At 37.3% G+C, this 24,933-nt stretch carries 21 protein-coding genes; 8 read left to right on the top strand and 13 right to left on the bottom strand.

What is annotated here, in order from left to right; translation table 11 throughout:
* Positions 1-94: 94 nt before the first annotated feature.
* Positions 95-1,786, bottom strand: a complete 1,692-nt coding sequence (locus tag MP477_RS09820; RefSeq protein ID WP_257190280.1) for a hypothetical protein — start codon at positions 1,784-1,786, stop codon at positions 95-97.
* Positions 1,787-2,098: 312 nt separating this feature from the next.
* Here MP477_RS09820 and MP477_RS09815 point away from each other — a divergent pair, with 312 nt between their 5' ends.
* Together MP477_RS09815 and MP477_RS09810 are read left to right on the top strand one after the other, a co-directional pair.
* Entirely contained in the window at positions 2,099-4,294 is a 2,196-nt protein-coding gene (locus MP477_RS09815; RefSeq protein WP_230033552.1) for a glutamine synthetase III, read from the top strand.
* A gap of 338 nt (positions 4,295-4,632) precedes the next feature.
* The gene (locus MP477_RS09810) at positions 4,633-5,343 is read left to right on the top strand and encodes a C40 family peptidase (RefSeq protein ID WP_257190279.1); all 711 of its coding nucleotides are present in this window, start codon (positions 4,633-4,635) and stop codon (positions 5,341-5,343) included.
* A 184-nt stretch (positions 5,344-5,527) separates the two neighbouring features.
* On the opposite strand, the gene MP477_RS09805 is transcribed toward MP477_RS09810, so the two are convergent.
* The 7 genes from MP477_RS09805 to MP477_RS09775 form a co-directional block, all read right to left on the bottom strand.
* Entirely contained in the window at positions 5,528-7,033 is a 1,506-nt protein-coding gene (locus MP477_RS09805) for an alpha-L-fucosidase (RefSeq protein ID WP_257190278.1), read from the bottom strand.
* A gap of 349 nt (positions 7,034-7,382) precedes the next feature.
* Entirely contained in the window at positions 7,383-8,015 is a 633-nt protein-coding gene (locus MP477_RS09800) for a pentapeptide repeat-containing protein (RefSeq protein WP_257190277.1), read from the bottom strand.
* A 43-nt stretch (positions 8,016-8,058) separates the two neighbouring features.
* On the bottom strand, positions 8,059-9,288 hold the full coding sequence (gene rodA / locus MP477_RS09795; RefSeq protein WP_230033544.1) for a rod shape-determining protein RodA: 1,230 nt from the start codon (positions 9,286-9,288) through the stop codon (positions 8,059-8,061).
* Positions 9,285-11,318, bottom strand: coding sequence for a penicillin-binding transpeptidase domain-containing protein (locus tag MP477_RS09790; protein WP_257190276.1), 2,034 nt, complete (start codon positions 11,316-11,318; stop codon positions 9,285-9,287). Before MP477_RS09790 ends, rodA begins: the two co-directional genes overlap by 4 nt.
* The gene (locus MP477_RS09785) at positions 11,315-11,821 is read right to left on the bottom strand and encodes a rod shape-determining protein MreD (protein ID WP_230033541.1); all 507 of its coding nucleotides are present in this window, start codon (positions 11,819-11,821) and stop codon (positions 11,315-11,317) included. Before MP477_RS09785 ends, MP477_RS09790 begins: the two co-directional genes overlap by 4 nt.
* Positions 11,814-12,668, bottom strand: coding sequence for a rod shape-determining protein MreC (gene mreC / locus MP477_RS09780; RefSeq protein ID WP_257190275.1), 855 nt, complete (start codon positions 12,666-12,668; stop codon positions 11,814-11,816). The genes MP477_RS09785 and mreC overlap by 8 nt, the downstream gene beginning before the upstream one ends.
* 28 nt (positions 12,669-12,696) lie before the next feature.
* On the bottom strand, positions 12,697-13,722 hold the full coding sequence (locus MP477_RS09775) for a rod shape-determining protein (protein ID WP_045491741.1): 1,026 nt from the start codon (positions 13,720-13,722) through the stop codon (positions 12,697-12,699).
* A 319-nt stretch (positions 13,723-14,041) separates the two neighbouring features.
* On the opposite strand from MP477_RS09775, the gene hemA reads away from it, so the two are divergent.
* From hemA to MP477_RS09745, 6 genes are all read left to right on the top strand, one after another.
* On the top strand, positions 14,042-15,316 hold the full coding sequence (gene hemA, locus MP477_RS09770) for a glutamyl-tRNA reductase (RefSeq protein ID WP_230033537.1): 1,275 nt from the start codon (positions 14,042-14,044) through the stop codon (positions 15,314-15,316).
* Entirely contained in the window at positions 15,303-16,211 is a 909-nt protein-coding gene (gene hemC / locus MP477_RS09765; protein ID WP_257190274.1) for a hydroxymethylbilane synthase, read from the top strand. Before hemA ends, hemC begins: the two co-directional genes overlap by 14 nt.
* A gap of 70 nt (positions 16,212-16,281) precedes the next feature.
* Complete coding sequence (locus MP477_RS09760) at positions 16,282-16,968, top strand: uroporphyrinogen-III synthase (RefSeq protein WP_257190273.1); 687 nt, start codon at positions 16,282-16,284, stop codon at positions 16,966-16,968.
* Positions 16,965-17,411 carry a hypothetical protein gene (locus tag MP477_RS09755; RefSeq protein WP_257190272.1) on the top strand — a complete coding sequence of 149 codons (447 nt, stop codon included), beginning with the start codon at positions 16,965-16,967 and terminating at the stop codon, positions 17,409-17,411. The genes MP477_RS09760 and MP477_RS09755 overlap by 4 nt, the downstream gene beginning before the upstream one ends.
* Entirely contained in the window at positions 17,408-18,439 is a 1,032-nt protein-coding gene (gene hemE, locus MP477_RS09750; RefSeq protein ID WP_230033522.1) for a uroporphyrinogen decarboxylase, read from the top strand. The genes MP477_RS09755 and hemE overlap by 4 nt, the downstream gene beginning before the upstream one ends.
* 149 nt (positions 18,440-18,588) lie before the next feature.
* On the top strand, positions 18,589-18,711 hold the full coding sequence (locus tag MP477_RS09745) for a GNAT family acetyltransferase (RefSeq protein WP_230033521.1): 123 nt from the start codon (positions 18,589-18,591) through the stop codon (positions 18,709-18,711).
* A 53-nt stretch (positions 18,712-18,764) separates the two neighbouring features.
* Here MP477_RS09745 and MP477_RS09740 read toward each other — a convergent pair whose 3' ends face one another.
* From MP477_RS09740 to MP477_RS09720, 5 genes are all read right to left on the bottom strand, one after another.
* Positions 18,765-19,985 carry a cysteine desulfurase gene (locus tag MP477_RS09740; protein ID WP_257190271.1) on the bottom strand — a complete coding sequence of 407 codons (1,221 nt, stop codon included), beginning with the start codon at positions 19,983-19,985 and terminating at the stop codon, positions 18,765-18,767.
* Between the two features lie 250 nt (positions 19,986-20,235).
* Positions 20,236-20,889 (bottom strand): 50S ribosomal protein L25/general stress protein Ctc, encoded by a 654-nt coding sequence (locus MP477_RS09735; RefSeq protein WP_257190270.1) that lies wholly within the window; start codon positions 20,887-20,889, stop codon positions 20,236-20,238.
* 55 nt (positions 20,890-20,944) lie between these two features.
* Positions 20,945-21,883, bottom strand: a complete 939-nt coding sequence (locus MP477_RS09730; RefSeq protein ID WP_230033518.1) for a ribose-phosphate pyrophosphokinase — start codon at positions 21,881-21,883, stop codon at positions 20,945-20,947.
* A gap of 85 nt (positions 21,884-21,968) precedes the next feature.
* The gene (locus tag MP477_RS09725) at positions 21,969-23,531 is read right to left on the bottom strand and encodes a G-D-S-L family lipolytic protein (RefSeq protein ID WP_257190269.1); all 1,563 of its coding nucleotides are present in this window, start codon (positions 23,529-23,531) and stop codon (positions 21,969-21,971) included.
* A 10-nt stretch (positions 23,532-23,541) separates the two neighbouring features.
* Positions 23,542-24,783: an OmpP1/FadL family transporter gene (locus MP477_RS09720; protein WP_257190268.1), complete on the bottom strand. Its 1,242-nt coding sequence runs from the start codon at positions 24,781-24,783 to the stop codon at positions 23,542-23,544.
* Positions 24,784-24,933: the final 150 nt, after the last annotated feature.

Below are 24,933 nucleotides of genomic sequence, written 5' to 3'. Positions count from 1 at the left end.
GCAATGGATTCTACCCATAGAAATTTGTGTTGGAGAAAACAAAAGCCTCAGATATCTTGACATCTGAGGCTTATATTACAATAGGAAATCAAAGCTATTTCTTAGCTACAACTTCTTTTTTCCCACTTTTTAAAATCTTTTCAAGGATTCTTAAGGTAATCAGATAAGTAGGTTTCACTCCTGTAAGCCCCAACCCTCCCGATGACAATGTACTTCCTGTTTCCAAAGGATTATCCGAAGCGTAATAAGCATAACATACAAACAGATCCGGTGCAATATGATTCCTGATCTTCGATGCTACCTGAATGGCCTTCTGGTAATGTGCTCCTTCCATTTCAAGACCAATTGCCTTCCATGAAGTATTCATAAAATAAGAAAGGATATCCCTGTTTTGAAGTGATGTTCCTAAAACAGTAATCATAGGTCCTTCAAATGCTTTTAGCTCTTCATCGTGGAAATCGTCAAGCTTTAATGCATTTCCAAAAGGATAATTATCTGCTGTTCCTTCAAAGATATGAGAGGTAGGGATCATAATATCTCCTTTTTCTCCTGTAAGAATTCCGGCTTTACCCATAATGGAAACAGATCTCACATGCATCATATAAACTTCTCCTTTATGTTCGAAAGGTCTCAGTAGCTCGTCCATCACCTCAAAAGCCTGCTCTCCGAAAGCATAATCAAATACCATTACTACATCATCACCGCCAAACTTGATATCACCGAAAGGAGTATTCTTTAGATTTGTTTTGCTAAGGTCAATGATCTGAACATCGATATTACTTCCGCTTTTATCAGCAATATGAATCATCCCTTCATCTAAAGCATATTTTGATACTTTATCACGAAGTTCTTTTTTGTTTGAAATCTCTTCATACATTTTATAGTCCACATCATGATGATGTTTCTTCTTAAGAGCTTCATTACCGTACAGCATATTTTTCACCGAATGCATATTGGCAGAAATAATATGTAACGGACGCATATGAAGATTATTTTCAAATAAAACCTCCTTCACTTTATTAGCCCATTTCTCTCCAAAGTAGTGATGTCCCACTCTTTCCTTTAATATAGCACTGAAATGAATTTCTCTCTCTCTGGTCTGTTTTGCATCTTCAAGACTTACTTTTCCTAAGTTGTAAATGATTTTGAACAAACGGTCAGGATTATGATCATCCCCAAAGGTGTTGTAAGCTCTCAACGTCTCATCAAAAGTTCTTCCTATTAAAGATGACAGATGAATAATAGCCACCTCTTTTTCTCTTCTGCTGAATTTCTTTTCCCCTTTCACTACCTCTTCAATAATTTTAAAGGCGCGGGTCGGTTTCCAGTTTTCATCCTGGATGAAAGCCAGATTACGGATTTTATCAGCTTCTATAAATAAGAAGGTAAGGTGGGTAAGAATGTCATAAATTTCGGAACGGCCCAAAAGAACCTCAATATTCATCTGGTGTTCGTCTATTCTATAACAGTTTCTTCTTCTTTTCTTAGGAACAATAGGTTCGAAACTTCCTTTATCAAACCCTTCATCAGATGTAAGATGAATAAAAGCACATTCCTCAATCCCTTCAGGAAGCCTGTCTAAAACATACATCAAACCATCAAGCTCCAATTTATTTGGAATATTCATGGTACCATAAATCTCTGGATTGATTGTTTTCAACAAGCTTCTAATGCTTTCTCCTGAAACTCCTCCTGGCTTGAAAAATCCTCTATAAAATAAGTGTCTCATAGAAATATATAATCTTTCAATAGCCTCTGTTGTTTCTCTTGCTCTAGAATTTGTCATAAAATAAATTTCACACAAATATACAAAATCTTTGTCCATTTTATTTTAACTATCTTTTAACAAGTCGTTTAATCCATATAATACTGTATCTTATAAGACATTCCTCATACAGCGTATTTTTACAGTATTTGAGCCTTAAAAAGCGTTTTAGACATTAAATTTTTAAGCATTGGATATCTTTTCACCCCCTTACAAAAACGTTAAACCATTGTTTAAATTATATAATTTCTCAAAACACCCCTAATTTTTTTAGGGTTAAAATGATTTCATTTCATTTTTTTTGTAAATTTGCCCTGTAAAAATCACCCTAATATGTCAACCTTAAGATTCAAAGCATTAGAAACCCTACCATTTAAGGACTTCAGAAAAGATAATTCTGTTGAGGTTCCTGCAAAACTGTCAGAATTATTCTGTACCAATGTTTTCTCGGAAGAGACCATGAGAGAATATTTAACAAAAGAAGCATTCAACTCTATTATGGATGCTGTAAAAAAAGGAACTAAAATCCAGAGACATATTGCTGACCAGGTAGCTGTAGCAATGAAAGACTGGGCTATGAGCAAAGGGGTAACCCATTATACACACTGGTTTCAGCCTTTAACAGGAACCACTGCTGAAAAGCACGACTCTTTCTTCACGCCTATCGAAGGAGGGAGAGCTATCGAAAGATTCAGCGGAAATCTATTGATCCAACAGGAGCCGGATGCATCTTCATTCCCTAACGGAGGTATCAGAAATACTTTTGAGGCAAGAGGCTATACAGCCTGGGACCCTACTTCTCCTGCTTTCATCATGGGAACTACATTATGTATTCCATCCATCTTCATTTCTTATACAGGAGAAACGTTAGATTATAAAGCTCCTCTTTTGAGAGCTTTGAATGCTGTGGATGAAGCAGCAACCAACGTCATGCAGTATTTTGACAAGAATGTTACAAAGGTAACCCCTACCCTGGGTTGGGAACAGGAGTACTTCCTTGTAGATTCAGCTTTATATCAGTCACGTCCGGACCTTGTATTGACAGGTAAAACATTGCTGGGACATTCTCCGGCGAAAGGACAACAACTGGATGACCACTATTTCGGTTCTATCCCAACAAGAGTAATGAATTTCATGAAAGAGTTGGAAATTGAATGTATGAAACTGGGTATTCCTGTAACGACAAGACACAACGAGGTTGCTCCTAACCAATTTGAGCTGGCTCCCATGTTTGAAGAAGTAAACGTTGCCGTAGACCACAACTCTTTATTGATGGACATCATGGCGAGAATTGCTCACAAGCACCATTTCCATATTTTATTCCACGAAAAGCCATTTGCCGGAGTAAACGGAAGCGGTAAGCACAACAACTGGTCTTTAGCAACGGATACAGGCGAAAACCTTCTAAGCCCGGGAAAAAACCCTAAGAAAAATTTACAGTTCCTAACATTCTTCGTGAATACAATCAAAGCAGTGTATGAATACGCTGACCTTTTAAGAGCAAGCATTGCTTCTGCAAGCAACGACCACAGATTAGGTGCCAACGAAGCTCCGCCGGCAATTATTTCCGTATTCATCGGAAGCCAGCTGTTCAGAGTACTGGAAGAACTTGAAAAAGTAACGGAAGGAAAACTTTCTCCGGACGAAAAAACAGATCTTAAATTAAATGTAGTTGGAAAAATTCCAGAAATCCTGTTAGATAATACGGACAGAAACAGAACTTCTCCGTTTGCATTTACAGGAAATAAATTTGAGATCAGAGCAGTAGGATCTTCTGCTAACTGTGCAGAGTCTATGACGGTAATGAACACAATCGCTGCAAAGCAATTAATCGATTTCAAAAAAGAAGTGGATGCTCTTATTGAGACAGGCCTTAAAAAAGATGAAGCAATCTTCAATGTATTGAGAGAATACATCAAGCAGTGCAAGAGCATTATGTTTGAAGGTGACGGATATTCTGATGATTGGGCTAAAGAAGCTAAAAAGAGAGGTTTAAATAACTTAAAAACAACTCCTGAAGCTCTTAAACAGGAAATGGATAAAAAATTTGTTAGCCTTTACGAAGAAATCGGAGTATTTACTCACAGAGAGGTTGAAGCAAGAAACGAAATCAAATTAGAAAAATATTCTACGGTAATTGATATTGAAGCAAGAGTTTTAAGTGATATCGCAAGAAACCACATCATTCCTTCTGCCTTAAAATATCAGAACCGATTAATTGAAAACGTGAAAGGGCTGAAAGACATCTTTGGAGATAAAGAATTCAAAACACTGGCGAAAGAGCAAATGAGCCTGATCACGAATATCTCTGAAAATGTTTCCAAAATTAAACTTGGCGTAGAAGATCTTATTAAAGCAAGAGAAGCAGCGAAAGCTGTACCCAATAGCCAAAAGCAGGCAGAATCTTACTGTACTAAAGTAATTCCTTTATTTGATGTTATCAGAGAAGCTTCTGATGATCTTGAAATGATGGTAGACGATGAGCTTTGGCCAATGACAAAATACAGAGAAATGTTGTTTACAAAATAACATCTGTAAAGTTCCATATTAGTTTAAATTCCTCGGTTTTCCGGGGAATTTTTTGGTTTTTATTAACAACAGGAAAATTAGAGTTTTAAATTACAAAACCTGATTTATAGAAGAAAATCGATAGCGTTTGTTAAAGAATCATAATAAAAAAAACCGCACACTCGCCAAAAATAGGCAGTTGCGGTTTATTTTTCTTTAACATATGTAATTAATATGTTAAATAGTGTTAAAATAAGATCCTGACAATTATCATATCAGGGGTCTTTTATTCGGAATCTCTACTTTTGTAATGCTTTTGAAAATAAATATTCCTTTTTAACACGGATAATCAAATATATATGAAGAAAAGAGTTTTGTTTTATTTAGTTGCTTTAGTTACTACAGTATCAATGCAATCGTGTGCTACCAATTATGTGGTTTCAAAACCAGCTACTTACACTAAAGAATACAAAACAGATGCCAAACTAGCCTCTATAGACAGCAAAAAAATGGAGCAGGATAAGCAAAAACTTATCGATTCTTTTCTTTCTGAAAAGGCTGCAACCATAGCTAATGCTAAAAAAGCTATTAAGAATTCTGAGATTGCAAAAGTTGTGAAGTACAACAAAACAATTGACGGTATCCTGGAAGAGGCAGAAACGTACTTGGGAACTCCTTACAGATATGGAGGAACAACAAGAAACGGTATTGATTGTTCAGCTTTCGTTCTTTCCGTTTTCGGAGCAGCAGCAGGTCTTAGTTTACCTAGAGTAGCAGCTTCTCAGGCTCAGGAAGGAGAAAGAATTGAAAAAGGTAACTTACAGAAAGGAGATCTTATTTTCTTTTCTCATGGAAGAAGAATCTCTCACGTAGGTATTGTAGAAAGTGTTTCTGAAGAGGGTGAAATTAAATTTATCCATGCAGCAACATCAAAAGGAGTGATGATCTCTTCACTTAATGATTCTTACTGGGGACCTAAATTCAGATTCGCAAAAAGAGTAATCAACGAAGAAGGAGAAGCTTATAATAACTTAGCGGCAATTACTCCAGCTACACCAGCAAATTTTTAATTTTATAAATAATTGATTTAAATAATGAAGCCATCAGAATCTGATGGCTTTTTTATTTTAGCTCTTTCTGAAATTCATCCCTTCATGGGAAAGGAATATTATTGCGGAAATACATTCAACCTTCAAAAGCCGGTGGTAATCTATTTAGCATTCAAAAATGGATATTTCCAGGAAGAACTCAGTTTTATTTACTTTCATCCCAAAGGTACAATCCAAACTCTGCAAGTGTTGGGTTCAATCTTGAAGATAAAATTTTGAATCTCACTTTCTTTGCGGTAATCGTATCAAATTTTAATAATCGCTTATAACCAACAGTAGTACCAGAGGTGAAATTAATCCATTGCTTGCCGTCGAAGTATGCTAATTCAAATTTTTCTATGCGTTGTCCAACTGCAATATTTTCCTGTAACGACAATACATTAAAGCGGACATCTTTAGGCCAGTTTAATTCAATGGTTGTAGTTGTCTCTCGTTCAGGAGTCGTAAAATAGGTACTCAATCTGCCATCAAACATGGCCTTTAGCTCCTTACCAGAAGTAGCCTTCACAGTAGCCGCTTTTGCTATATTATTTGAAAATATATTTTTCATTTCCTTACCAAAAGCAGCCAGACTTTTGACATCATTGCTTGCTATCATTCCATTGGTATTTGGTGGAATATTTAAAAGTAAAACACCATTTCTCCCCACTGAAGTAAAATAAATTTCCATCAACTGTTTGGGCGTTTTTACTTTAGCATCTTCATTAATATGGTAAAACCATCCCGGACGGATACTTACATCTGTTTCTGCAGGGTACCAGACCAAGCCTGTTGCATTAATCAACTTAGCCCTGCTACCCCGATCCTGGTCTTCATAAGAACCTGATAATGCTGGAATGACATTTACTTCTTTCTGTGATAAAGAAGCAATTTTTTCCTGATCCTTTTCAGAGGTTGGCAATACACTCCATTCTGTTTCACGGCCAACACCGCTTTCAGTCCCAACCCACCGTACGTCCGGTCCCTGAACAGCAATAACCGCCTGAGGCTGAAGCTTTCTAATTAAAGCATACCAGGCATCAAAATCATAGATTTGTTTTTTACCATTTGGACCTTCTCCATTGGCTCCATCAAACCACACCTCGTCTACCTTACCGTATTGGGTTAACAATTCTGTTAACTGGTTTACAAAATAAGTATTATATGCTTCTGATCCGTAAGAGGGATTATTGCGATCCCACGGAGACAGATACACTCCAAATCCGATTTTATATTTCTTACAGGCATTTGCAACCTCTCTTACAATATCCCCTTTGCCATTTTTATAAGGTGTATTTTTTATACTATGCTCAGTAAATTTACTCGGCCATAAGCAAAAACCGTCATGGTGCTTAGCTGTGATTATAGCTTGTTTAAAACCTGCTTCTTTTATGGCTTTAACCCATTGTTCTGCATCCAGCAATTGGGGATTGAATTTGGATATATCTTCCTTTCCGTCTCCCCACTCTTGATTGGTAAAGGTGTTGATTCCAAAATGGAAAAATGCCGTAAGTTCCAGAGCCTGCCATCGCATTTGCCTGGGAGAAGGCACAACATTGGCTGCTTTTGCTATTATAGTACTTTCGTCATCTGTTTTGGCAATAGGTACAAAACTTTTTTGTTGCCCATAAGCTTTCGCCATCAACAGTAGTATAATTAAAGTTTTCTTCATTTGTATTTATTATTTGCGTTTTTTATGTTCGTCTACAATAGTATAAAGAATTTGCCATCTCAGTAATGATAAAGATACAAAATCAAGCAATGCAACAATTGAAAAACAAATTAATCTGCTGAATAACAAACCATTAACCATTCTACTAAGCTTAATTATTTAACCTGAATTCGGGATAAAGCAAACAAAGACAAGCCCAGAAGCTGAAGGAGGGAATATCTGATCAGTTTTAGCAGTCATGTAATTAAAATAGGTAACAGGCTTAAAAAAGTTAATAAAGCCAAATTCTGTAGTTTAAGCGCAAAAAATACGGAACTATTTCTGTTTCCTGGCATCCATTCGCCAGGTGTTAGTTGGTTCTGTCTATTTCTATATCCAGTTTATACAGGAGTCCGTAAACTTCAGACAGTGAAAATCTGGCCTTTTTAAGCTTATTTAAAGCAGGATCTATAGAATAGTTGACCGATGTTCTTAAATCTGCTTTTTCAAGGTTTGTATTATCGAAAACAGCACCCGACAAATCGCAATGACTGAAGACCGCATTGGACAGGTCGCATTCTGCAAAATCAACTTCAATCAGCCTGGAGTTTTTAAAGACGGTTTTCTTAACCGATGTCTGATAAAATACGGAATTGTTCAGCGAGCAGCCGTCAAAGGTGAAGGATAGTCCAAATTCATTACAGTCATTAAACTGAAGCCCGAACATCTTGCACTCTTTAAAAATAACTTCACGGAAAGCAGTTTTAATAAGCTTTGCCATACTCAGGTTGCATCCTATAAATTCACAGTCTGTAAAACTAAATGCTGACAGCCCTGCATATTCAAAATTGCAGTTCCTGAATGCACAGTTCTCATATTCCCCTTTTTCTAAAGGAAACTGTGTAAAGTCTGTATTTTCAAAATTCTGATCTACAATATAAGCCTCTTTCATATGTTGTAATAATTTTTCGGGAATCAACTTTCCGGCCACGATTTTTTTCATGGATATAAAAAGAAAGTAAACAGAACATTTTTTAATCCTCCGTCTACACCAAACTGTTCTTATCTGAATAATTAAGTTTAAAGAAAATAAAAGTCATCATAGAAAAGGCAAGCAAAGAACTCCCTCCATAACTAAAGTACGGAAGAGGAATCCCTACTGTTGGAAAAAGCCCCATAACCATTCCTAAATTGATTGAAAAGTGCATCAGAAGAATGGAAGCAAAGCAATACCCAAACACACGGTTAAAAGTGGATTTCTGCTGCTCTGCAAGATAGTAGATCCGTCCTATATATACCATATAACACAAAATCAACACTGCACTTCCTACAAATCCCCATTCTTCACCTACGGTACAGAAGATATAATCGGTTTCCTGTTCTGGGACAAACTTACCCTGAGTAACAGATCCTTCACGATATCCTTTTCCTAAAAGTCCTCCTGATCCGATAGCTGTTTTGGAGTATAATAAATTATACCCTGAAGTATCTCTAAATGCTTTTTCACCTTTATAAAGAACCTCAATTCTTTCTCTCTGGTGTTTTGGAAGTTTCTCTAAAATGTAAGGAGAACCGAAAGCTAATCCACACAACAAAAGGATAGATCCGGCTATTCCGGAAATGGAGATCACATCCCAGGACATTCTGTGATAATTCATCGCGATTAGCACCCCGGCAATCAATACAATTGCAGCGGCCACATACACCGGAGGTATGGCTAATGAAACCAGGAAAACTCCTGCAAACATAAATCCTATCCCAAATAAAAGCCCGCTTAAACCTTCTCTGTATAAAGCAATAAAAAACGCAATGAACACCAGCATAGATCCTACATCCGGAATAGCAAGTACTACCGCCGCAGGAATTCCTATAATAGCCAGGGTAGTCCACAAGGATTTTTTATTTTTCAGATTAAAATCAGGTCCTGAAACATAATTGGCAAGCATCAGCGCGGTACCAATCTTGGCAAATTCCACAGGCTGCATGGTAAAGCTTCCGAATTTATACCAGTTCTTCTGCCCGAGAATTTCTTTTCCAAAAGGAAAAAGCCCTATCAGCAGGAGAACCCCGCCAATATAAATAATACCGGCCATATTCTCAAAGAATTTACTTCTGCTAAAGAATATCATCAGCCCCACAAATAAAGAGATGCAGAAAAAAACCAACTGTTTTTCACCCAGTTTTTGGTCTACACTGTAAATATTGGCAATGGCAAAAATGCAAAGCAGGAAATACAGCCCAAGTCCAAGTTTATCTATTCCTTCTGTCCATTTCATGGCTTTGCAGATTTGGTTTTTTTAGTTTCTTCTTCTATTTTCTTTTTTAGTTTCGCTTTCTGTTGCTTCACAAGCTCCAGACTGTCCTGCATTTTTTTACGCTTAATAGAGTCCGGTTTAGGATCTACATACCAGCCTTTACGTTTAAGGTCTGCTACCCACTGCCTTTTATACTCAGGCATAAAGCTTGCGCCGATCATTTTTTTATAGAGATTATCTCTCTTCAGATCACCGGTAATATATTTTTCAGCAATTACGGTACAAGCCGGCCCGGCCCAGGTTGCTCCGAACCCAGCATGTTCCATTACTGCCACTACTACAATTTTAGGTTTATCAGCAGGAGCAATAAGTACAAAGATAGAGTTATCTTTTCCTTGCGGAACCTGTGCTGTACCTGTTTTGGCCAGCTGGGTGAAATCATTTGATTTCAAGCTTCTTGCCGTTCCTCTTAAGACCACCGCTTCCATCCCTTTTAAGACAGGTTCAAAATGCTTGGGATCTACAAGGGTTTTATGTTTAACCTTGAATCTTTTATCAGGATTGGCTTTGCCATCAATTGCTTTTACAATATGCGGAGTATAATACCAGCCTTTATTAGCAATAGCAGCAACATAATTGGCCAACTGAATTGGCGTTACCAATACATCTCCCTGCCCCATCCCGTTATAAATGGCTCCAGTGGACATCTCATCCCAGTTTTTAAAATCGGTTCTCTTGGAACCGCTCGCTTTCATGATGGCTTTAAATCTCTTCTCATAAAAATCTCCGGAAGGAATTCTCCCTTTTGCACCCACCGCAAAATCATTATTTAAAAACTCTCCCACTCCAAAGCTGCTCATGATTTTTTTCCATTCATCAACACCTTTTGAAGGATTTCCTGGATATTTTTTGATGATGGCAATAAATGCATAGGTAAAAAAACAGTTACTGGAAACCTGGATAGAAGGAATCAGCGGATCGGCTCCGCCATGGCCCTTAATTCTTTTACCTTTATAGAAGAAACCGCCACCACAAGGGAAAACTGTTTTTTCATCCATTACTCCCATCTGCATTGCAGCCAAAGCGGTTAATAATTTGAAAGTAGATCCCGGAGGATAGCCCGCCTGTAAAGAACGATCGAATGTAGGTTTATTTTCGTAAAGTGTATCTTTTGATAAAGCGTATAAATTTTTTGATTTATTGGGCCCGGTGAAAAGATTAGGATCGATATCCGGTCCCGTTGCAGCCACTAATACTTCACCATTATTAGGGTCAATGGCTACAATGGCTCCATGTTTGTTAACGAGCATTTCTTCAGCAGTTCTCTGAAGATCATAATCAATAGTTAATGTAATATCTTTCCCGGTAATAACATCTTTATCCAGAGACCCGTTTTTATAAGAACCAATATTTCGGAGCCTGATGTCTTTTTGGATATATTTCATCCCTTTTACTCCTCTAAGTTCTTTTTCGTAAGATTTTTCAACTCCTGTTTTTCCGATAAAGTCTCCCGGCAGGTAATAAATAGAATCTTTTTTAATATCTCTTTCGTTTACTTCACTGGTATATCCCAAAAGATTTCCGGAAGTAGAAACTTCATACTGACGCTGAGGTCGCTGTACAATAGTAAATGCGGGATACTTAAAAATAATCTCCTGCACTCTTGCAATATCTTCTCTGCTGAGGTCTTTTATGAATGTCATTGGGGTCAGCTTGGAATAATATTTTTCTTTTTTAATGATATTGACTTTATTGATGAAGTCTTGTTTACTGATCTTCATCAGGCTGCAAAAGCCTAATGTATCAAAATCGGGTTTCATTAGTCCCTGGGTAAAAGAAATCTCATAAGCAGGCTGATTTCCTACCATGATTTTCCCATTTCTGTCAAAAATCACCCCACGCTGTGGAATAACATATTCAATTTTAATGGATGTATTGGCCGCATTCAGAGCGTAACGATCTGTAAATAACTGCAAATAAGCCAGCCTCGCCACAAAAATAAGAGCGATAACAACAAGGACGGAAAAGATTTTTAAATAACGTGTGTTCAAACTTTTTGTTTGATTTTAAATATTAATGCGTAAATAACTATAAATATAAATGAAATTACACTAGTCACCAACACATTAAACAATATTTCAAAAAACCGGCTCAACTTAAAGAACTCTATATACTGTACGAAAAGCTGATGCAGGAATATACTTGAAAATAAAAACAGCAAAAACTGCGCCCATTGTAAGGACTGAAAAGAGAAAAAGTCTGTGGAAGTATCTGTGGAAGTCCTGAATATCAATGTTCTGTAATAAGCAATGAGGGTGGTAGCAAATGCATTGATTCCCCAGGAATAGTGAAATCCATCTATGGCCAGCCCAATTAAAAAGCTTAATGCCAGGAACTGAAATTTATTTCTGAAAAAAGGATAGAACATAACAAACACAGGATACAGCACCGGTGTATACTTTCCGAACAACGTAATCCTGTTCAGTACAAATATCTGTAATGCAACCAGGAAGATCATAATCAATATGTCTGTAAATAAAGTCCTGCTAATCATTTTCTTTTTTTATTACAGCCTGCATAGTATCCTGAATCTTCTGCACTTCAGCCTTTTTAAGATTCTTTACTACAAACACCTTATTTAACGCGCCCATTTTTTCACTAAGCTCCACCGAGATATCCCAGAAGCCTGTCTTATTATCTACCGAATAACCGGCAACAGTTCCAATCATAACCCCTTTCGGGAAGATGGCAGATTTTCCATCTGTGATCACACTGTCTCCCACTTTCAACGCTACATATTTAGGAATATCGGCAAGATGCATCACTCGTGAATTATCTCCGTTCCATGTTAACGTCCCAAAGTATCCGGAATTTTTAAGTGCCGCATTAATTCTGATCCTGTTTACACTTAATACAGACTGAACCAATGCATAGTTATCGGTAGAATTGATAACGATTCCCGCAATACCTCTTGGTGCCATCACCCCCATTTGTGGGAAAACACCGTCTCTGCGGCCGCGGTTGATTGTAAAATAGTTATTTCTACGGTTGATGCTGTTAAAAACAATTTCACCATCAACAAAAGTATAGATCTGACCACCTCCTATGGTATCATGAACTTTTTTGAAAACAGGATTTTTCCCGCCTTCTTTTCCATAAAGTTCGGTCATAAGGGCTTTATTCTGAATAACAAGATCTTCGTTGATCTGTTTAAGCTTCAGATAGGTAACTCCCTCATCAATATATCCGGAAACCCAGGAATTCAGTGCAGCCGTCTGCCCCGCTATCCAGGATCTCTGCATGGCGTTTCTGGAGAATATCAAAGCCAAAGCAATAATTTGCAGGAATATAAAGAAGACGAAAAGGGTGTTCTTCGAAAATAATCTCAGCAAAAATCCCATTCAGATATATAGTCGTAAAAAGTTAAAATTATTTAATTAAGAAATTGAACTTATCCATATTCTTAAGGGCAATACCGGTTCCTCGAACAACAGCTCTTAACGGATCTTCAGCCACAAATACAGGAAGACCTGTTTTTTTGTGAATTCTGTCCGCAAGGCCTCTTAGTAACGCTCCTCCTCCAGCAAGATAAATACCTGTTTTGTAGATATCAGCAGCCAATTCCGGCGGAGTAAGAGAAAGCGTTTCCATTACAGCATCTTCAATTCTGATAATAGATTTGTCTAGTGCACGTGCAATTTCCTTATATCCAACCATAATTTCTTTAGGCTTTCCTGTAATAAGGTCTCTACCCTGTACCGGAATATCTTCAATATCTACATCAAGATCCTCTACTGCAGACCCTACTTCAATTTTAATCCTCTCAGCAGTTCTTTCGCCAATATAAAGGTTATGGTGAGTTCTTAAGTAATACGCAATATCATTTGTAAATACATCACCAGCAATTTTCACAGATTTATCACATACGATACCTCCTAACGCTACTACTGCAATTTCTGTAGTACCTCCACCTATATCAATGATCATGTTCCCCTCAGGTTTTTGTACGTCGATCCCCACCCCAATTGCGGCTGCCATTGGTTCATAGATCAGCCTTACTTCTTTTGCGTTTACTTTTTGAGCAGAATCTCTTACCGCTCTCTTTTCAACTTCAGTAATGCCGGAAGGAATACAGATTACAATTCTTAATGCAGGCTGTATGAATTTACCTTTAATTCCAGGAATTTTTTTGATAAATTCCTTGATCATATGCTCAGAAGCGTGGAAATCAGCAATAACCCCATCTTTCAAAGGACGGATTGTTTTGATATCCTCATGAGTTTTACCTTGCATATGTTTAGCCTGTTCACCAACAGCAATGGGTTTACCCGTAGAACGTTCAATTGCTACAATTGACGGCTGATCTATAACAATCTTATTATTATGGATGATAAGGGTATTAGCTGTTCCCAGGTCTATCGCAATTTCTTGCGTAAACATATCAAATAAACTCATATATTTCTTCTGATTTTAAGTTTACAAAGATATAAATTTAACACTACTAAAGAAATTTCACACCAACATAATTTGGTTAAAATTTTATTAAAATTTATAATTCTTTATTAACTTTTACTTTAGATGTTTACAGACTTTGAGTTAAACCAAAATTAACAGGGGAAATTATGGGTTAAAAATGAGTAAAAAGCAGATTTAAAAACAGCTAAATTTGCTCAGCACAATAAATTCCGGATGGTTTCTATAGTTTTTTACGATAATTATCATATACACTATCAGGGGTTGGTTAATTAAAAAAAGCGTAAATTTGCGACTGCTTATGTTACAGTATTCCAACATCCATCAAACATCGAATTTTGCCGTGCTTTCTATAAGCTACGAAAAGGCCGATGTAGAAACGAGAGGAAAATTTGCATTCTTTGATGAAAACATCAAAAACTTTGTTTCCCGGGTCCATCAGGAAGATCTTGGTGATGCTTTTGTGGTTTCTACATGTAACAGGACTGAGATTTACACTACTTCCTCCAATTATCTTTTAGTGGCTGAAGAATATTGTAAAACAATTGGAGTACATCTTACAGATTTTCTTCAGTTTGCCAATATTCTGACAAAAGAAGAAGCTCTGATACACCTTTTCAGAGTTGCCGCCGGACTTGAAAGCCAGATTATCGGGGATTTTGAAATTATAGGTCAGATCAAAAAAGCTTATACCCGTTTTAAAAAAGAAAGACAGAATTCCAATCCTTATCTGGAAAGGGCAATTAATGCTGCTATTCAGATTTCGAAAAGAATAAAAAATGAAACGGGGATCTCCAACGGAGCTGCTTCTGTATCTTATGCTGCGGTTCACTATATCCTGAACAGCCAAAAGAGAATTAATGAAAAGAACATTCTTCTTTTAGGGGTGGGGGAAATTGGGCAGAACACTGTTGAAAATTTAGTAAAACATGTTTACCAGCCTAAAATCAAGATAGCCAACAGAACTCAGGAAAAAGCTGAAAAGATTTCTGAGAAATATAATATTCCACATGTTGATTATTCTGATGTTGACAAGGAATTAAAGGAGACGGATATTCTCATTGTGGCCACGGGAGCAAAACATCCTATTATCAACCAATCTCATTTCCCGAACGGAAGGGAAACATTGGTTATTGACCTGTCTATTCCGCATAACGTTGAAAAAAATGTCACTGAGAATAAAAATGTGACATTAATTGACGTTGACGAGCTTTCAAAACAAATCCAGGAAACTATTCAGCAACGGGAAAAAGAGATTCCAAAAGCTGAAAAGATTATCAAGGAGCTGATGAAAGACTTTATTGAATGGGAAAAAAAGAGAAAGCTGGCACCCAATATTCATCATTTCAAAGCTGTTTTAAAGAATATGGAGCGCAATGAAATGCATAATTTTTATAAAAAGAATAAATACATAAACATCACGGACATGGAACTTTCTGACAAAATGATCCAGAAAATCACCAACCGTTTTGCAAAATATATCATCGACAACCCTTTAAAAGCCGAAGAAATTAGTAAATTAATGCACGAAATATTAGTTGAACAACCAAACAACGAATTCAATGAAAAGCATTAGAATTGGAACCAGAAATTCCGCACTTGCACTTTGGCAGGCTAGAGAGGTTGCAAGGCACCTTCAGAACCGCAATTATTTAACAGACATTGTTCCTATCGTCTCTTCCGGTGATAAGAATCTTAATCAGCCATTATATTCTTTAGGAATTACAGGGGTTTTCACAAGAGACCTGGATGTTGCCCTGTTGAATGACGAAATTGATATTGCCGTACATTCTTTAAAAGATGTTCCCACCCAATTACCTCAAAACATTGAGATGGTGAGCTATCTGGAAAGAGATTATCCCCAGGATATTCTGATCAGAAAGGAATCTTCAAGAAATAAAGAATTCCATGAGCTTAAACTGGCCACAAGCAGCTTAAGAAGAAGGGCATTTTGGCTAAAATATTATCCTGATACTGAGTTTTCGGATATCCGTGGAAATATCCAGACCCGTCTTCAAAAGCTTGAAGATGGAAATTTTGATGCTACCCTTCTATCTTTAGCAGGCATCAAAAGAATGAAAATGGAAATTGATTATGAAATGCTTCCATTAATGATTCCGGCACCATCACAAGGCGTTATTGCCGTAGCCGGACATTCTGACAAACCGGAGATCAATGAGATATTAAAACAGATCAATCATGCACCCACTCAAATCTGCGTAGAAATCGAAAGAAATTTCCTAAGCACTTTGGAGGGCGGCTGTACTGCACCTATCGGCGCTTTTGCAGAAATCATCGGTGATCAGATCCGTTTCAAAGCTGCACTCTGTTCTCTGGATGGTAAAAACTGTATTGCAGTTGATGAAAATTTCGAATACAACACTACAGAAAATTTTGGAGAAAAGTATGCTAAAGTAGTTCTCGAAAACGGTGGAAAAGAATTAATGGCAGAAATCAAAAGCCAGATATAAGATCACATCAAAGTATAGATTTTAAATTTATATTTTTATTCTCTCTTTTTTCATTTTCAAATGTAAAGTCATGAAAATCTTATTTACCAAAAATATAGACCAAGCGATTATATCCAAAGAATTAGGAGAGCATATTTCGGTTGACTGCATTGAAGTGATTAAGACACAATCGATCAGGATCAGCCCATTTGATCTGAAAAATTATTCATTGATCTTTACCAGCGTTAATGGAGTATCTTCATTTTTTGAAAACGGATTCAAGCCTAACGAGGATTTTACGGCAAAAAATTACAATAAGATCTACTGTGTAGGTGAAAAAACAAAGAGAGAACTTAGAAAACACGGTTTTGGAACTTTTAAAGTGCTGAAAAATGCAGAAGTACTCTCCGGATTTATCATCGGGAAATGCCAACATGAGCAATTTATTCATTTCTGTGGCAATCTTGCTATTAATGTTCTGGATAATGAGCTTCCGCTGCAAAACATTAAGTACAAAAAAATCGTCGTATATAACACCGAGGAAACCAATCCTTTAATAACTGAAAAATATCATGCTGCAGTATTTTTTAGTCCGAGTGGAGTTCGTAGTTTTGCAAAGCAAAATTCTCTGGAGGATATGACGCTTTTTTCGATCGGAGAAACCACTTCCAGAGAGCTGAGAAAATATACTAAAGAAAAAATTTATACTTCTGAAGGCAACAGTCTGGTATCAGTTTTGAATATGGTACAGGAAATTTATATAAACAAACAAATATGAAAAATTTAGCATTTTTATTATTAGGATTAATGGTTATGTTTTCTTGTACTTCACAAAAAGAAACATCAACCTTAAAAGTCCCCTATTCAGAAGCCAAAAACTATTTTGTAAAAAATACATACCAAAGCAACGAGATAGCTGTCAAAAAAATAGCTTCTCAAAAAGAATTTGACGAAATTTTTGGAGCTGCCACCACCATGGGACCCAACGGAATGCCTACCAATATTGACTTCTCAAAAAACTATATAATTGCATTAATTGGAACCCAGACTAATAAATCTACTGATTTTTTAGTTAAAAATCTTGTTAAAGAGAAAGAAAATATTATTCTCTCTTATGCTGTAAAAGAGGAAAGTACAGAAAACTCTTATACTATACTCCCTGCAAAAATACTTATTGTCAGCAAGCAATATGATGGCAATATCATTTCAAATAAACTATGATAAAAAACGACCTATATTTAAAAGCACTTCGCGGAGAAACCGTTGAAAGACCTCCTGTCTGGATGATGAGGCAGGCTGGAAGATATCTGCCGGAATTCATTGCTCTGAGAGACCAATATGATTTCTTTACAAGATGTCAGACCCCTGAACTTGCTGCTGAAATTACACTACAGCCTATCCGCAGGTTTCCTTTGGATGCTGCGATTCTGTTTTCAGATATCCTGGTAGTTCCTCAGGCGATGGGAATTGATTTCAAAATGAAAGAATCTGTTGGCCCATGGTTGGATACTCCGATCAGAACAATGGAACAGGTTCAGAATATTGAAACTCCGGATGTGAATGATACATTAGGTTATGTTTTTGATGCTATTGAGCTTACTCTTCAAAAATTAGATAATGAAATCCCTTTAATTGGTTTCGCAGGTTCTCCATGGACTATTCTTTGTTATTGTGTGGAAGGAAAAGGAAGTAAGGCATTTGATATTGCAAAATCTTTCTGCTTCCAGCAGCCTGAAGCAGCTCACTTATTACTTCAGAAAATCACAGACACTACTATTGCTTATCTGAAGAGAAAAGTAGAAAAAGGAGTTTCTGCAGTACAGATATTTGATTCATGGGGAGGAATGCTTTCTCCTACTGATTACCAGGAATTCTCATGGCAATACATCAACCAGATCGTTGAAGCATTAAGCCCTCTTACCCACGTGGTAGTATTTGGAAAAGGATGTTGGTTTGCACTGGAAGATATGACAATGTCTAAAGCTTCAGCTCTTGGTGTTGACTGGACTATTAAGCCGGAATTTGCAAGAACATTGACCAATCATACGATGACCCTACAGGGAAATTTTGATCCTGCCAGGCTTCATTCAACTCCTGAAACTATCAAAAAAATGGTAACCGAGATGATCAACCGTTTTGGAAAAGACAGATATATTGCTAACCTTGGACACGGAATTTTACCTAACGTTCCTGTAGAAAATGCAGAAGCATTCATCAGAGCCGTTGTTGACTGGAAACCGGGTCTGTAGTAACTCAAATGCAATTTTATGATACATAAAAGCCCTGACGTTTGCCGTCAGGGCTTTTAAATTAATATATGCTAAAGAATCTCGCCGGCATAATATTTTATCAACTATTTATCTTATATTCGGGTAACTAACACTTTAATCCCATTATTATGAAAAAACTTAATAAAACAACCCTAAAGCATATAATGGCAGGAGGGGAAATCTGTCTTCCATGTGCTGATGGCTATCATCAGGTTATTATCAACGGTCGATGTACCTGTGAACCTGACTAGAAAAAGCAGCTGTCCAGCTGCTTTTTTATTGATATATTGAAAAGTAATATATACTAGCTTAACATTCGCTGCGCTTTTTTAACACCTTCTACCAAAGCATCAATTTCTTCAAAAGTATTATACACAGCAAAACTGGCTCTTACAGTCCCTGCAATATTAAAGAAGTTCATAATAGGCTGCGTACAGTGGTGCCCTGTTCTTACGGCAATTCCCATTTTATCGAGAATCATTCCTACATCGGAAGAAATCCCTACTCCTTCCAGGTTAAAAGAAACAACACCTGTTCTTTTTGCTTTTTCACCATATATTTTAATTCCTTCTATTTCTAAAAGCTGTTTTTGAGCATATTGCAACAACGCATTTTCATGGTTTTGAATATTTTCATGTCCTACTCTGTTCATAAAATCCACGGCAGCTCCCAATGCAATATTCCCTCCTACATTTGGTGTTCCTGCTTCATATTTAAATGGAAGCCCTGCATAGGTAGTTCCATCAAAAGAGCAGGTAGCAATCATCTCTCCTCCTCCATGAAATGGCGGCAAAGCCTCTAATATTTCACGTTTCCCATATAAAACACCTGTTCCCATCGGAGCATACATTTTGTGGCCGGAAAACACAAAGAAATCGCAATCCATTTTCTGAACATCTATATTGAAGTGAGGAGCAGACTGGGCCCCGTCAATAACAATATAGGCGTCTGTATTTTTTCTTGCTTTTGATATAATTTCTTCAATAGGATTTACAATTCCCAACGCATTGGAAACCTGGTTTACAGATACCACTTTGGTTTTTTCACTTAGGAACTGATCAAATTGATCCATCTGCAGAATACCGTTTTCATCAATAGGAATTACACGCAGTTTTGCTCCGGTTCTTTCGCAAAGCATTTGCCATGGAACGATATTCGAGTGATGTTCCAGATAGGAAATAATAATCTCATCATCTTTTTTTAATTTTTGAGTTAAAATATAAGCAATGAGGTTTAACCCTTCTGTAGTTCCTTTTGTAAAAATAACTTCAAAGTCATGTTCAGCATTGATGAATTTCTGAATCTTTCTTCTCGAAAGCTCCATTTCTTCTGTAGCGAGCTGGCTTAATGTATGAATTCCTCTGTGAACATTAGCATTAAGTTCTGTATAATATGCATGACAAACTTCCAACACCGAATTTGGTTTTTGAGATGTAGCTGCATTATCCAAATAAACCAATGGCTTACCGTTCACTTCCCTGTCCAATATAGAAAACTGGCTTCTTATTTCCTGAATGTCAAACATTTATTTACATTTTAAATTAAAACGTCCTTATTTAGAACACTTCAAATTTACGGCTTTTTTTCCGAAAGGATACATCCGGCTGCCTGCTGATTGTTGTCAGTTAATAGAATTATTCGATGGATAAGATTGAAATGAGAAGTAACAAATAAATCCATTGCCTATTGTCTTTCTTTAACAGCTACCTTACTCCCATAAAAAAAACCTGCCAATAAAATGACAGGTTCTTATACCTTTGCATAATAAGCAATTCTTATTCTGCAGATTTTTCTTCTGTTGTTGGAACATCAGGAGATTGAGTAGCCACTTCTTCAGCCACTTCTTCTTCATCATCGTCCTCTGCTGCTGCACCTCCTTTCATTGCATTTCTAGACATCTTAACAGCTACTACAACTGCATTGTCCGGGTGCATGAAAGTATATCCTTCAGTTTTGATACCTCCGATGTAAAGTTTGTTACCAATTCTTAATGGAGTAACATCTACAACTATTTCGTCCGGCAAGTTAGCAGGAATAGCTTTTACTTTCAATTTTCTGAAAGACTGACGTAAAGCACCACCAGCAACAACACCTTTTGAACGTCCAGTAATTCTTACAGGAACCTCCATAACAACTGGCTTATCGTCAGATAATTGATAGAAGTCTGCGTGAAGAATCTTGTCTGTAATTGGGTGAAACTGAATATCCTGAAGAACTGCTGGAATTGTTTGACCATCAACTTCAATAGATACCGTGTGTGCTTCAGGAGTGTATACTAATCCTTTGAAAGCTCTCTCTTCAGCAGAGAAGTTCAAAGGCTCACCACCTCCATAAACAACACAAGGAACTAATTCAGCATCACGTAAAGCTTTTGTAGACTTTTTGCCCACGCTTTCTCTTTTTGTACCTTGAATTGTAATAGATTTCATTTATAAAAATTTAAAAAATTATTTTAGTTTTAATTTGCAAGTCGCTAAAAATCAATTAAATAACAAATTTACTACTAATTGATCTATGCTCATGAACCATTGTCATAACATCCGCAAATAATGGGGCGCAAGATAGCACTTTTATTTTAGTTGACAAATTATTTTTAACAGGAATTGAGTCAGTTACAATAACTTCCAAGATTTTAGAGTTCTCAATATTCTCGTAAGCCTTACCCGAAAGCACTCCGTGCGTAGCCATCGCTCTTACTGTCTTTGCACCTTTTTCAATTAGGATGTCTGCAGCTTTACAAAGCGTACCCGCAGTATCAATCATATCATCAATAAGGATTACGTTTTTACCTGTAACATCTCCGATTAGGAACATTTCTTCGATAACGTTTGCTTTCTTTCTTTCCTTATAAGCAATTACTACTTCTGCCCCCAAGTGGCCTGCATAGTTTTTAGCTCTCTTTGCACCTCCCATATCCGGTGAAGCAATGGTAAGATTATCAAGATTTAAAGATCTGATATAATCCACGAAAATAGAGGAAGCATAAAGGTGATCTACAGGAATTTCAAAGAATCCCTGAATCTGATCTGCGTGAAGATCCATTGTCATTACTCTTGTTGCCCCTGCTGCAGTAAGAAGGTTAGCAACTAGCTTAGCACCGATCGGCGCTCTTGGTTTGTCTTTTCTGTCCTGTCTCGCAAGTCCGAAATAAGGAATTACAACGGTAATACTCTTTGCAGAAGCTCTTTTCGCTGCATCAATCATTAGGAGAAGCTCCAAAAGATTGTCTGCGGGTGGAAACGTAGATCCTATTAAGAAAACTCTTCCTCCTCTTACAGATTCGTCTAAAACAGGTTCAAATTCCCCGTCGCTAAACTCCTGAAAGTTGATTTTCCCTAATTCTTTCCCATAATGCTGGGCAATTTTCTCTGCCAAGTCCCTGCTGGTTCTTGTACAAAATAGATAACTTAACTGATCGGCCATTTTTACTTTTTAAAAGATTTTGCAAATTTAAAAAAAAACCACAAGAATTACTCTTGTGGTCTTTAAGTTTTTATTTTATCAATTATTATGGGAATTTAACACCATCATATTTGTTTGGATCTACCTGTGGTAATGTAGATCTGTATTTTGCATTTATAGATTTAATAAACTCGTTGGCTATAACACCATATCCCCGTCCTGTAAGGTGAACACCATCAAGAGAGAAAGCTCCTCCCGTAACAAATTTTGCAGAGTATTTTACGCCGTCAAATGAAATTCCGGATTGTCCGTTCAAATCAATCATTTTAGCATTTGCATCTACAAAAGCCAATCCATATGAATCAGCAAGTGATCTTATAGAGGCATTGTATGCATCTGTTGCAGTTTTTACATAAGCAGCCTCTGTTTTTGTTAATACATGTTGGTTTTGTAGAGGATAAGAAATTCCATATACATTTACCGGAGCCGGCACACCAGGTGCAGTAGTACTAATCACAGAACTTGTAGTAAGCAGGATATAATCACTTGACGTAGCCTGTCTTGCCTGTCCAAAGATTTGTCCGAAAGCACCAGCCAGCCCCACTCCTAAAGAAGGAGTTAACGCTGCTGTAAGCTGAGCCGATAAATCCGTAAGGGATACATCCTTAATTAAAACAGGATTGGGAGAAGTAGAAGAAAGAAGATTAATTCTGTCTCCAGCACCAAAAGCGGTAAGCGCCTGCTTTAAAGGACCATATAAACTCGCATTAAGTGTTGCTAAATTAGCACCCAGTTTTTCAGGTGTCAAAGGATTGTAAGGAACTGTCGTAAAGAAAGGCACAGAGGTAACATAAGGAATGTTTGCAATAACCCCTTTAGTTGTTCCTACACTTTTAAGGCCGTCCAAAACTCCTTTAATAGAACCCGCCACTACCGCCGGATCAGAAATATCATTTGACTTGTATAACGTCGGATCAGTATTTCCTGTCTGAACTGTAGCAGTAGTATATGTTGTAACTCCACCTATTGTCTGCGAATTTGTTCCTCCATTGGTAGCATATGATAATACATCATTATTTCCTATCCAAAGAGAAAAGAATGTTGCTTTCTGAGCCATCGCATCAGCCAAAACGCTTGTTGTGGCAGAAGAGGCAAATCTTACAAAATAAGGATTAGCCTTTCCAGCAGCAAGACCTGCCTGGTTACCATATCCGGGTGCAACCAGATGGAATGACTTCGCTCCCGGCACCCCCATATTATTATAAGAACTGCCGCTAGGCAAAAGATCCAATGCCGCTGCCGGAGCACTTGGTACCGGAGACGGGGATCCATTAACTATCTGAAGGTTTAATTTTCCAGGGAAACCAGGAAGATTGTTAAACCCTCCTACGTCATTAGGCATCAGAGGCTGTTTGAAATCTCCTCCACCCGCAAGTCTCATCTGTCCGGCAATCATGCTCGGATAGGATTCATTCTGGCCGCTGCTATATAGCGCCCCATCACGATATCCGGAAGTAAGAGAGTTACCTAAAGAAATATATTTTGAAAAATCTGCGTCTCCTTTCGTTACCGGAATATCTTTCACATCCGTATCGAAATCTGTATTACAGCTCGTTACAGTGAAAAGAAGTGCAGAGACAGCAATTGTTGATATTATAATTTTTTTCATAGTCTTTCAATTAAAAAGGATTATAAGATAAACCTAGACCGAAGTAGAATGCTTTTGCTTTCGCTTGTCCGTAAAGCCCAATAGCAGAATTGTTTACATCTCTGGCTTGAGGCATTGCATATCCTCCGGCAATATCAATTCCAAATTCTTTCAACTTGAATCCTACCCCACCGGTCACCACATAGGTATTAAATGAAGGGGTTTCAGGAATAAAGTTTTCATTGGAGTAAGGAGACTCATCATAATAAGCTCCCAAGCGTCCATAGATCATATTGGTGAATGCATATTGAGTTCCCAATCTGAATGTCTTGGAATTTCTGAAATTCTTAGGATTTACTAAAACCGTCGGATCTGAAGGATTGTTCGGGGCAAGTGGTGCATTGTCAAAATCCAACACCAATTTGCTATATCTTTCCCATCCATGGTAATTAAAATCTGCAGAAATCTGCCATTTTGGAGTCACTTTATAGGTTAAACCAATTGTATATTCTTCAACCAATGGAAGCGTTGCTGAAAAGCCGTCCTGTCCTGCTGCATTTAATTTTAACAGAGAGTAAGGAGACTGTGTAGGGAACTTGAACGTAGCTGTTCCGTTTTTAGCTTTCATATCTATTGCTGAACGGTAAGCTATACTTACATCCAACTTAGGATCAGGTCTGAAATAGAAACCGAATCCATATCCGTGGCCACTGGCTTTTTCATCATTGATGTTAACCTGTCCTCCGAATTGCGTTACCGCTTTATCCCAATCTACTTTTCCTCTTGCATAAATATAGCTGGCACCAAAAGACAACCAAGGAGCCAGTTTCACAGAAACCATAGGCTGAAAATAGTAACTCTTCAGCTCCATTTTCTGCACCAACTCTTTGCCTTCCCAATCTTCCGGCCATTGAACAGTGCTTCCAAAAGGTGTGGAAAAGCTTAACCCTACGGATAGATTTTCTATTGGTTTATAAGTAATCGCTGCGTAGATAGGTGTTCCCAGAGGATTATCTGTTTCTGTACTCTGTAAAGTATTTAAGTTTTGAAAAGTAACTTTATTACTTGCACCAAACCCTCCTGCCACTACACTCAGTTTGGAAGGGATAAATGACATACCCGCGGGGTTAAAGAATGTCACACTCGCGTCTTCGGCATGAGCACTAGTATGCGCCATTGCCAATTGTTTTACCCCCTGCAAAGAAACTCTGAAGCCCCCTGCGTAAGATAAAACCCCCGCCAATAAAGCAGTTGATACTAATATTTTTTTCATAGACTATTATTATATAATCCAAATATAAAGTTATTTTGAATACGTCTGTTAATATTTCCCAATATTTTAAACAATATACTTAAAGAAAACTATGTTTAAAATAACACTTTAGATAAAACTACCCATAAAACCATTGTTTATAAATACTTA

This window comes from Chryseobacterium sp. WG23 (assembly GCF_024586575.1).
GTDB lineage: Bacteria > Bacteroidota > Bacteroidia > Flavobacteriales > Weeksellaceae > Chryseobacterium.
The sequence above is the reverse complement of the archived record's forward strand: the minus strand, read 5'-3'. Positions and strand labels throughout refer to the sequence as shown.

What these genes read in the sequence shown, in the direction of transcription:
- MP477_RS09820 (WP_257190280.1), bottom strand. Translation starts at nt 1,786, where the DNA reads ATGACAAATTCTAGAGCAAGAGAAACAACAGAGGCTATTGAAAGATTA.
- MP477_RS09815 (WP_230033552.1), top strand. Translation starts at nt 2,099, where the DNA reads ATGTCAACCTTAAGATTCAAAGCATTAGAAACCCTACCATTTAAGGAC.
- MP477_RS09810 (WP_257190279.1), top strand. Translation starts at nt 4,633, where the DNA reads ATGAAGAAAAGAGTTTTGTTTTATTTAGTTGCTTTAGTTACTACAGTA.
- MP477_RS09805 (WP_257190278.1), bottom strand. Translation starts at nt 7,033, where the DNA reads ATGAAGAAAACTTTAATTATACTACTGTTGATGGCGAAAGCTTATGGG.
- MP477_RS09800 (WP_257190277.1), bottom strand. Translation starts at nt 8,015, where the DNA reads ATGAAAAAAATCGTGGCCGGAAAGTTGATTCCCGAAAAATTATTACAA.
- rodA (WP_230033544.1), bottom strand. Translation starts at nt 9,288, where the DNA reads ATGAAATGGACAGAAGGAATAGATAAACTTGGACTTGGGCTGTATTTC.
- MP477_RS09785 (WP_230033541.1), bottom strand. Translation starts at nt 11,821, where the DNA reads ATGATTAGCAGGACTTTATTTACAGACATATTGATTATGATCTTCCTG.
- mreC (WP_257190275.1), bottom strand. Translation starts at nt 12,668, where the DNA reads ATGGGATTTTTGCTGAGATTATTTTCGAAGAACACCCTTTTCGTCTTC.
- MP477_RS09775 (WP_045491741.1), bottom strand. Translation starts at nt 13,722, where the DNA reads ATGAGTTTATTTGATATGTTTACGCAAGAAATTGCGATAGACCTGGGA.
- hemA (WP_230033537.1), top strand. Translation starts at nt 14,042, where the DNA reads ATGTTACAGTATTCCAACATCCATCAAACATCGAATTTTGCCGTGCTT.
- hemC (WP_257190274.1), top strand. Translation starts at nt 15,303, where the DNA reads ATGAAAAGCATTAGAATTGGAACCAGAAATTCCGCACTTGCACTTTGG.
- MP477_RS09760 (WP_257190273.1), top strand. Translation starts at nt 16,282, where the DNA reads ATGAAAATCTTATTTACCAAAAATATAGACCAAGCGATTATATCCAAA.
- MP477_RS09755 (WP_257190272.1), top strand. Translation starts at nt 16,965, where the DNA reads ATGAAAAATTTAGCATTTTTATTATTAGGATTAATGGTTATGTTTTCT.
- hemE (WP_230033522.1), top strand. Translation starts at nt 17,408, where the DNA reads ATGATAAAAAACGACCTATATTTAAAAGCACTTCGCGGAGAAACCGTT.
- MP477_RS09745 (WP_230033521.1), top strand. Translation starts at nt 18,589, where the DNA reads ATGAAAAAACTTAATAAAACAACCCTAAAGCATATAATGGCAGGAGGG.
- MP477_RS09740 (WP_257190271.1), bottom strand. Translation starts at nt 19,985, where the DNA reads ATGTTTGACATTCAGGAAATAAGAAGCCAGTTTTCTATATTGGACAGG.
- MP477_RS09735 (WP_257190270.1), bottom strand. Translation starts at nt 20,889, where the DNA reads ATGAAATCTATTACAATTCAAGGTACAAAAAGAGAAAGCGTGGGCAAA.
- MP477_RS09730 (WP_230033518.1), bottom strand. Translation starts at nt 21,883, where the DNA reads ATGGCCGATCAGTTAAGTTATCTATTTTGTACAAGAACCAGCAGGGAC.
- MP477_RS09725 (WP_257190269.1), bottom strand. Translation starts at nt 23,531, where the DNA reads ATGAAAAAAATTATAATATCAACAATTGCTGTCTCTGCACTTCTTTTC.
- MP477_RS09720 (WP_257190268.1), bottom strand. Translation starts at nt 24,783, where the DNA reads ATGAAAAAAATATTAGTATCAACTGCTTTATTGGCGGGGGTTTTATCT.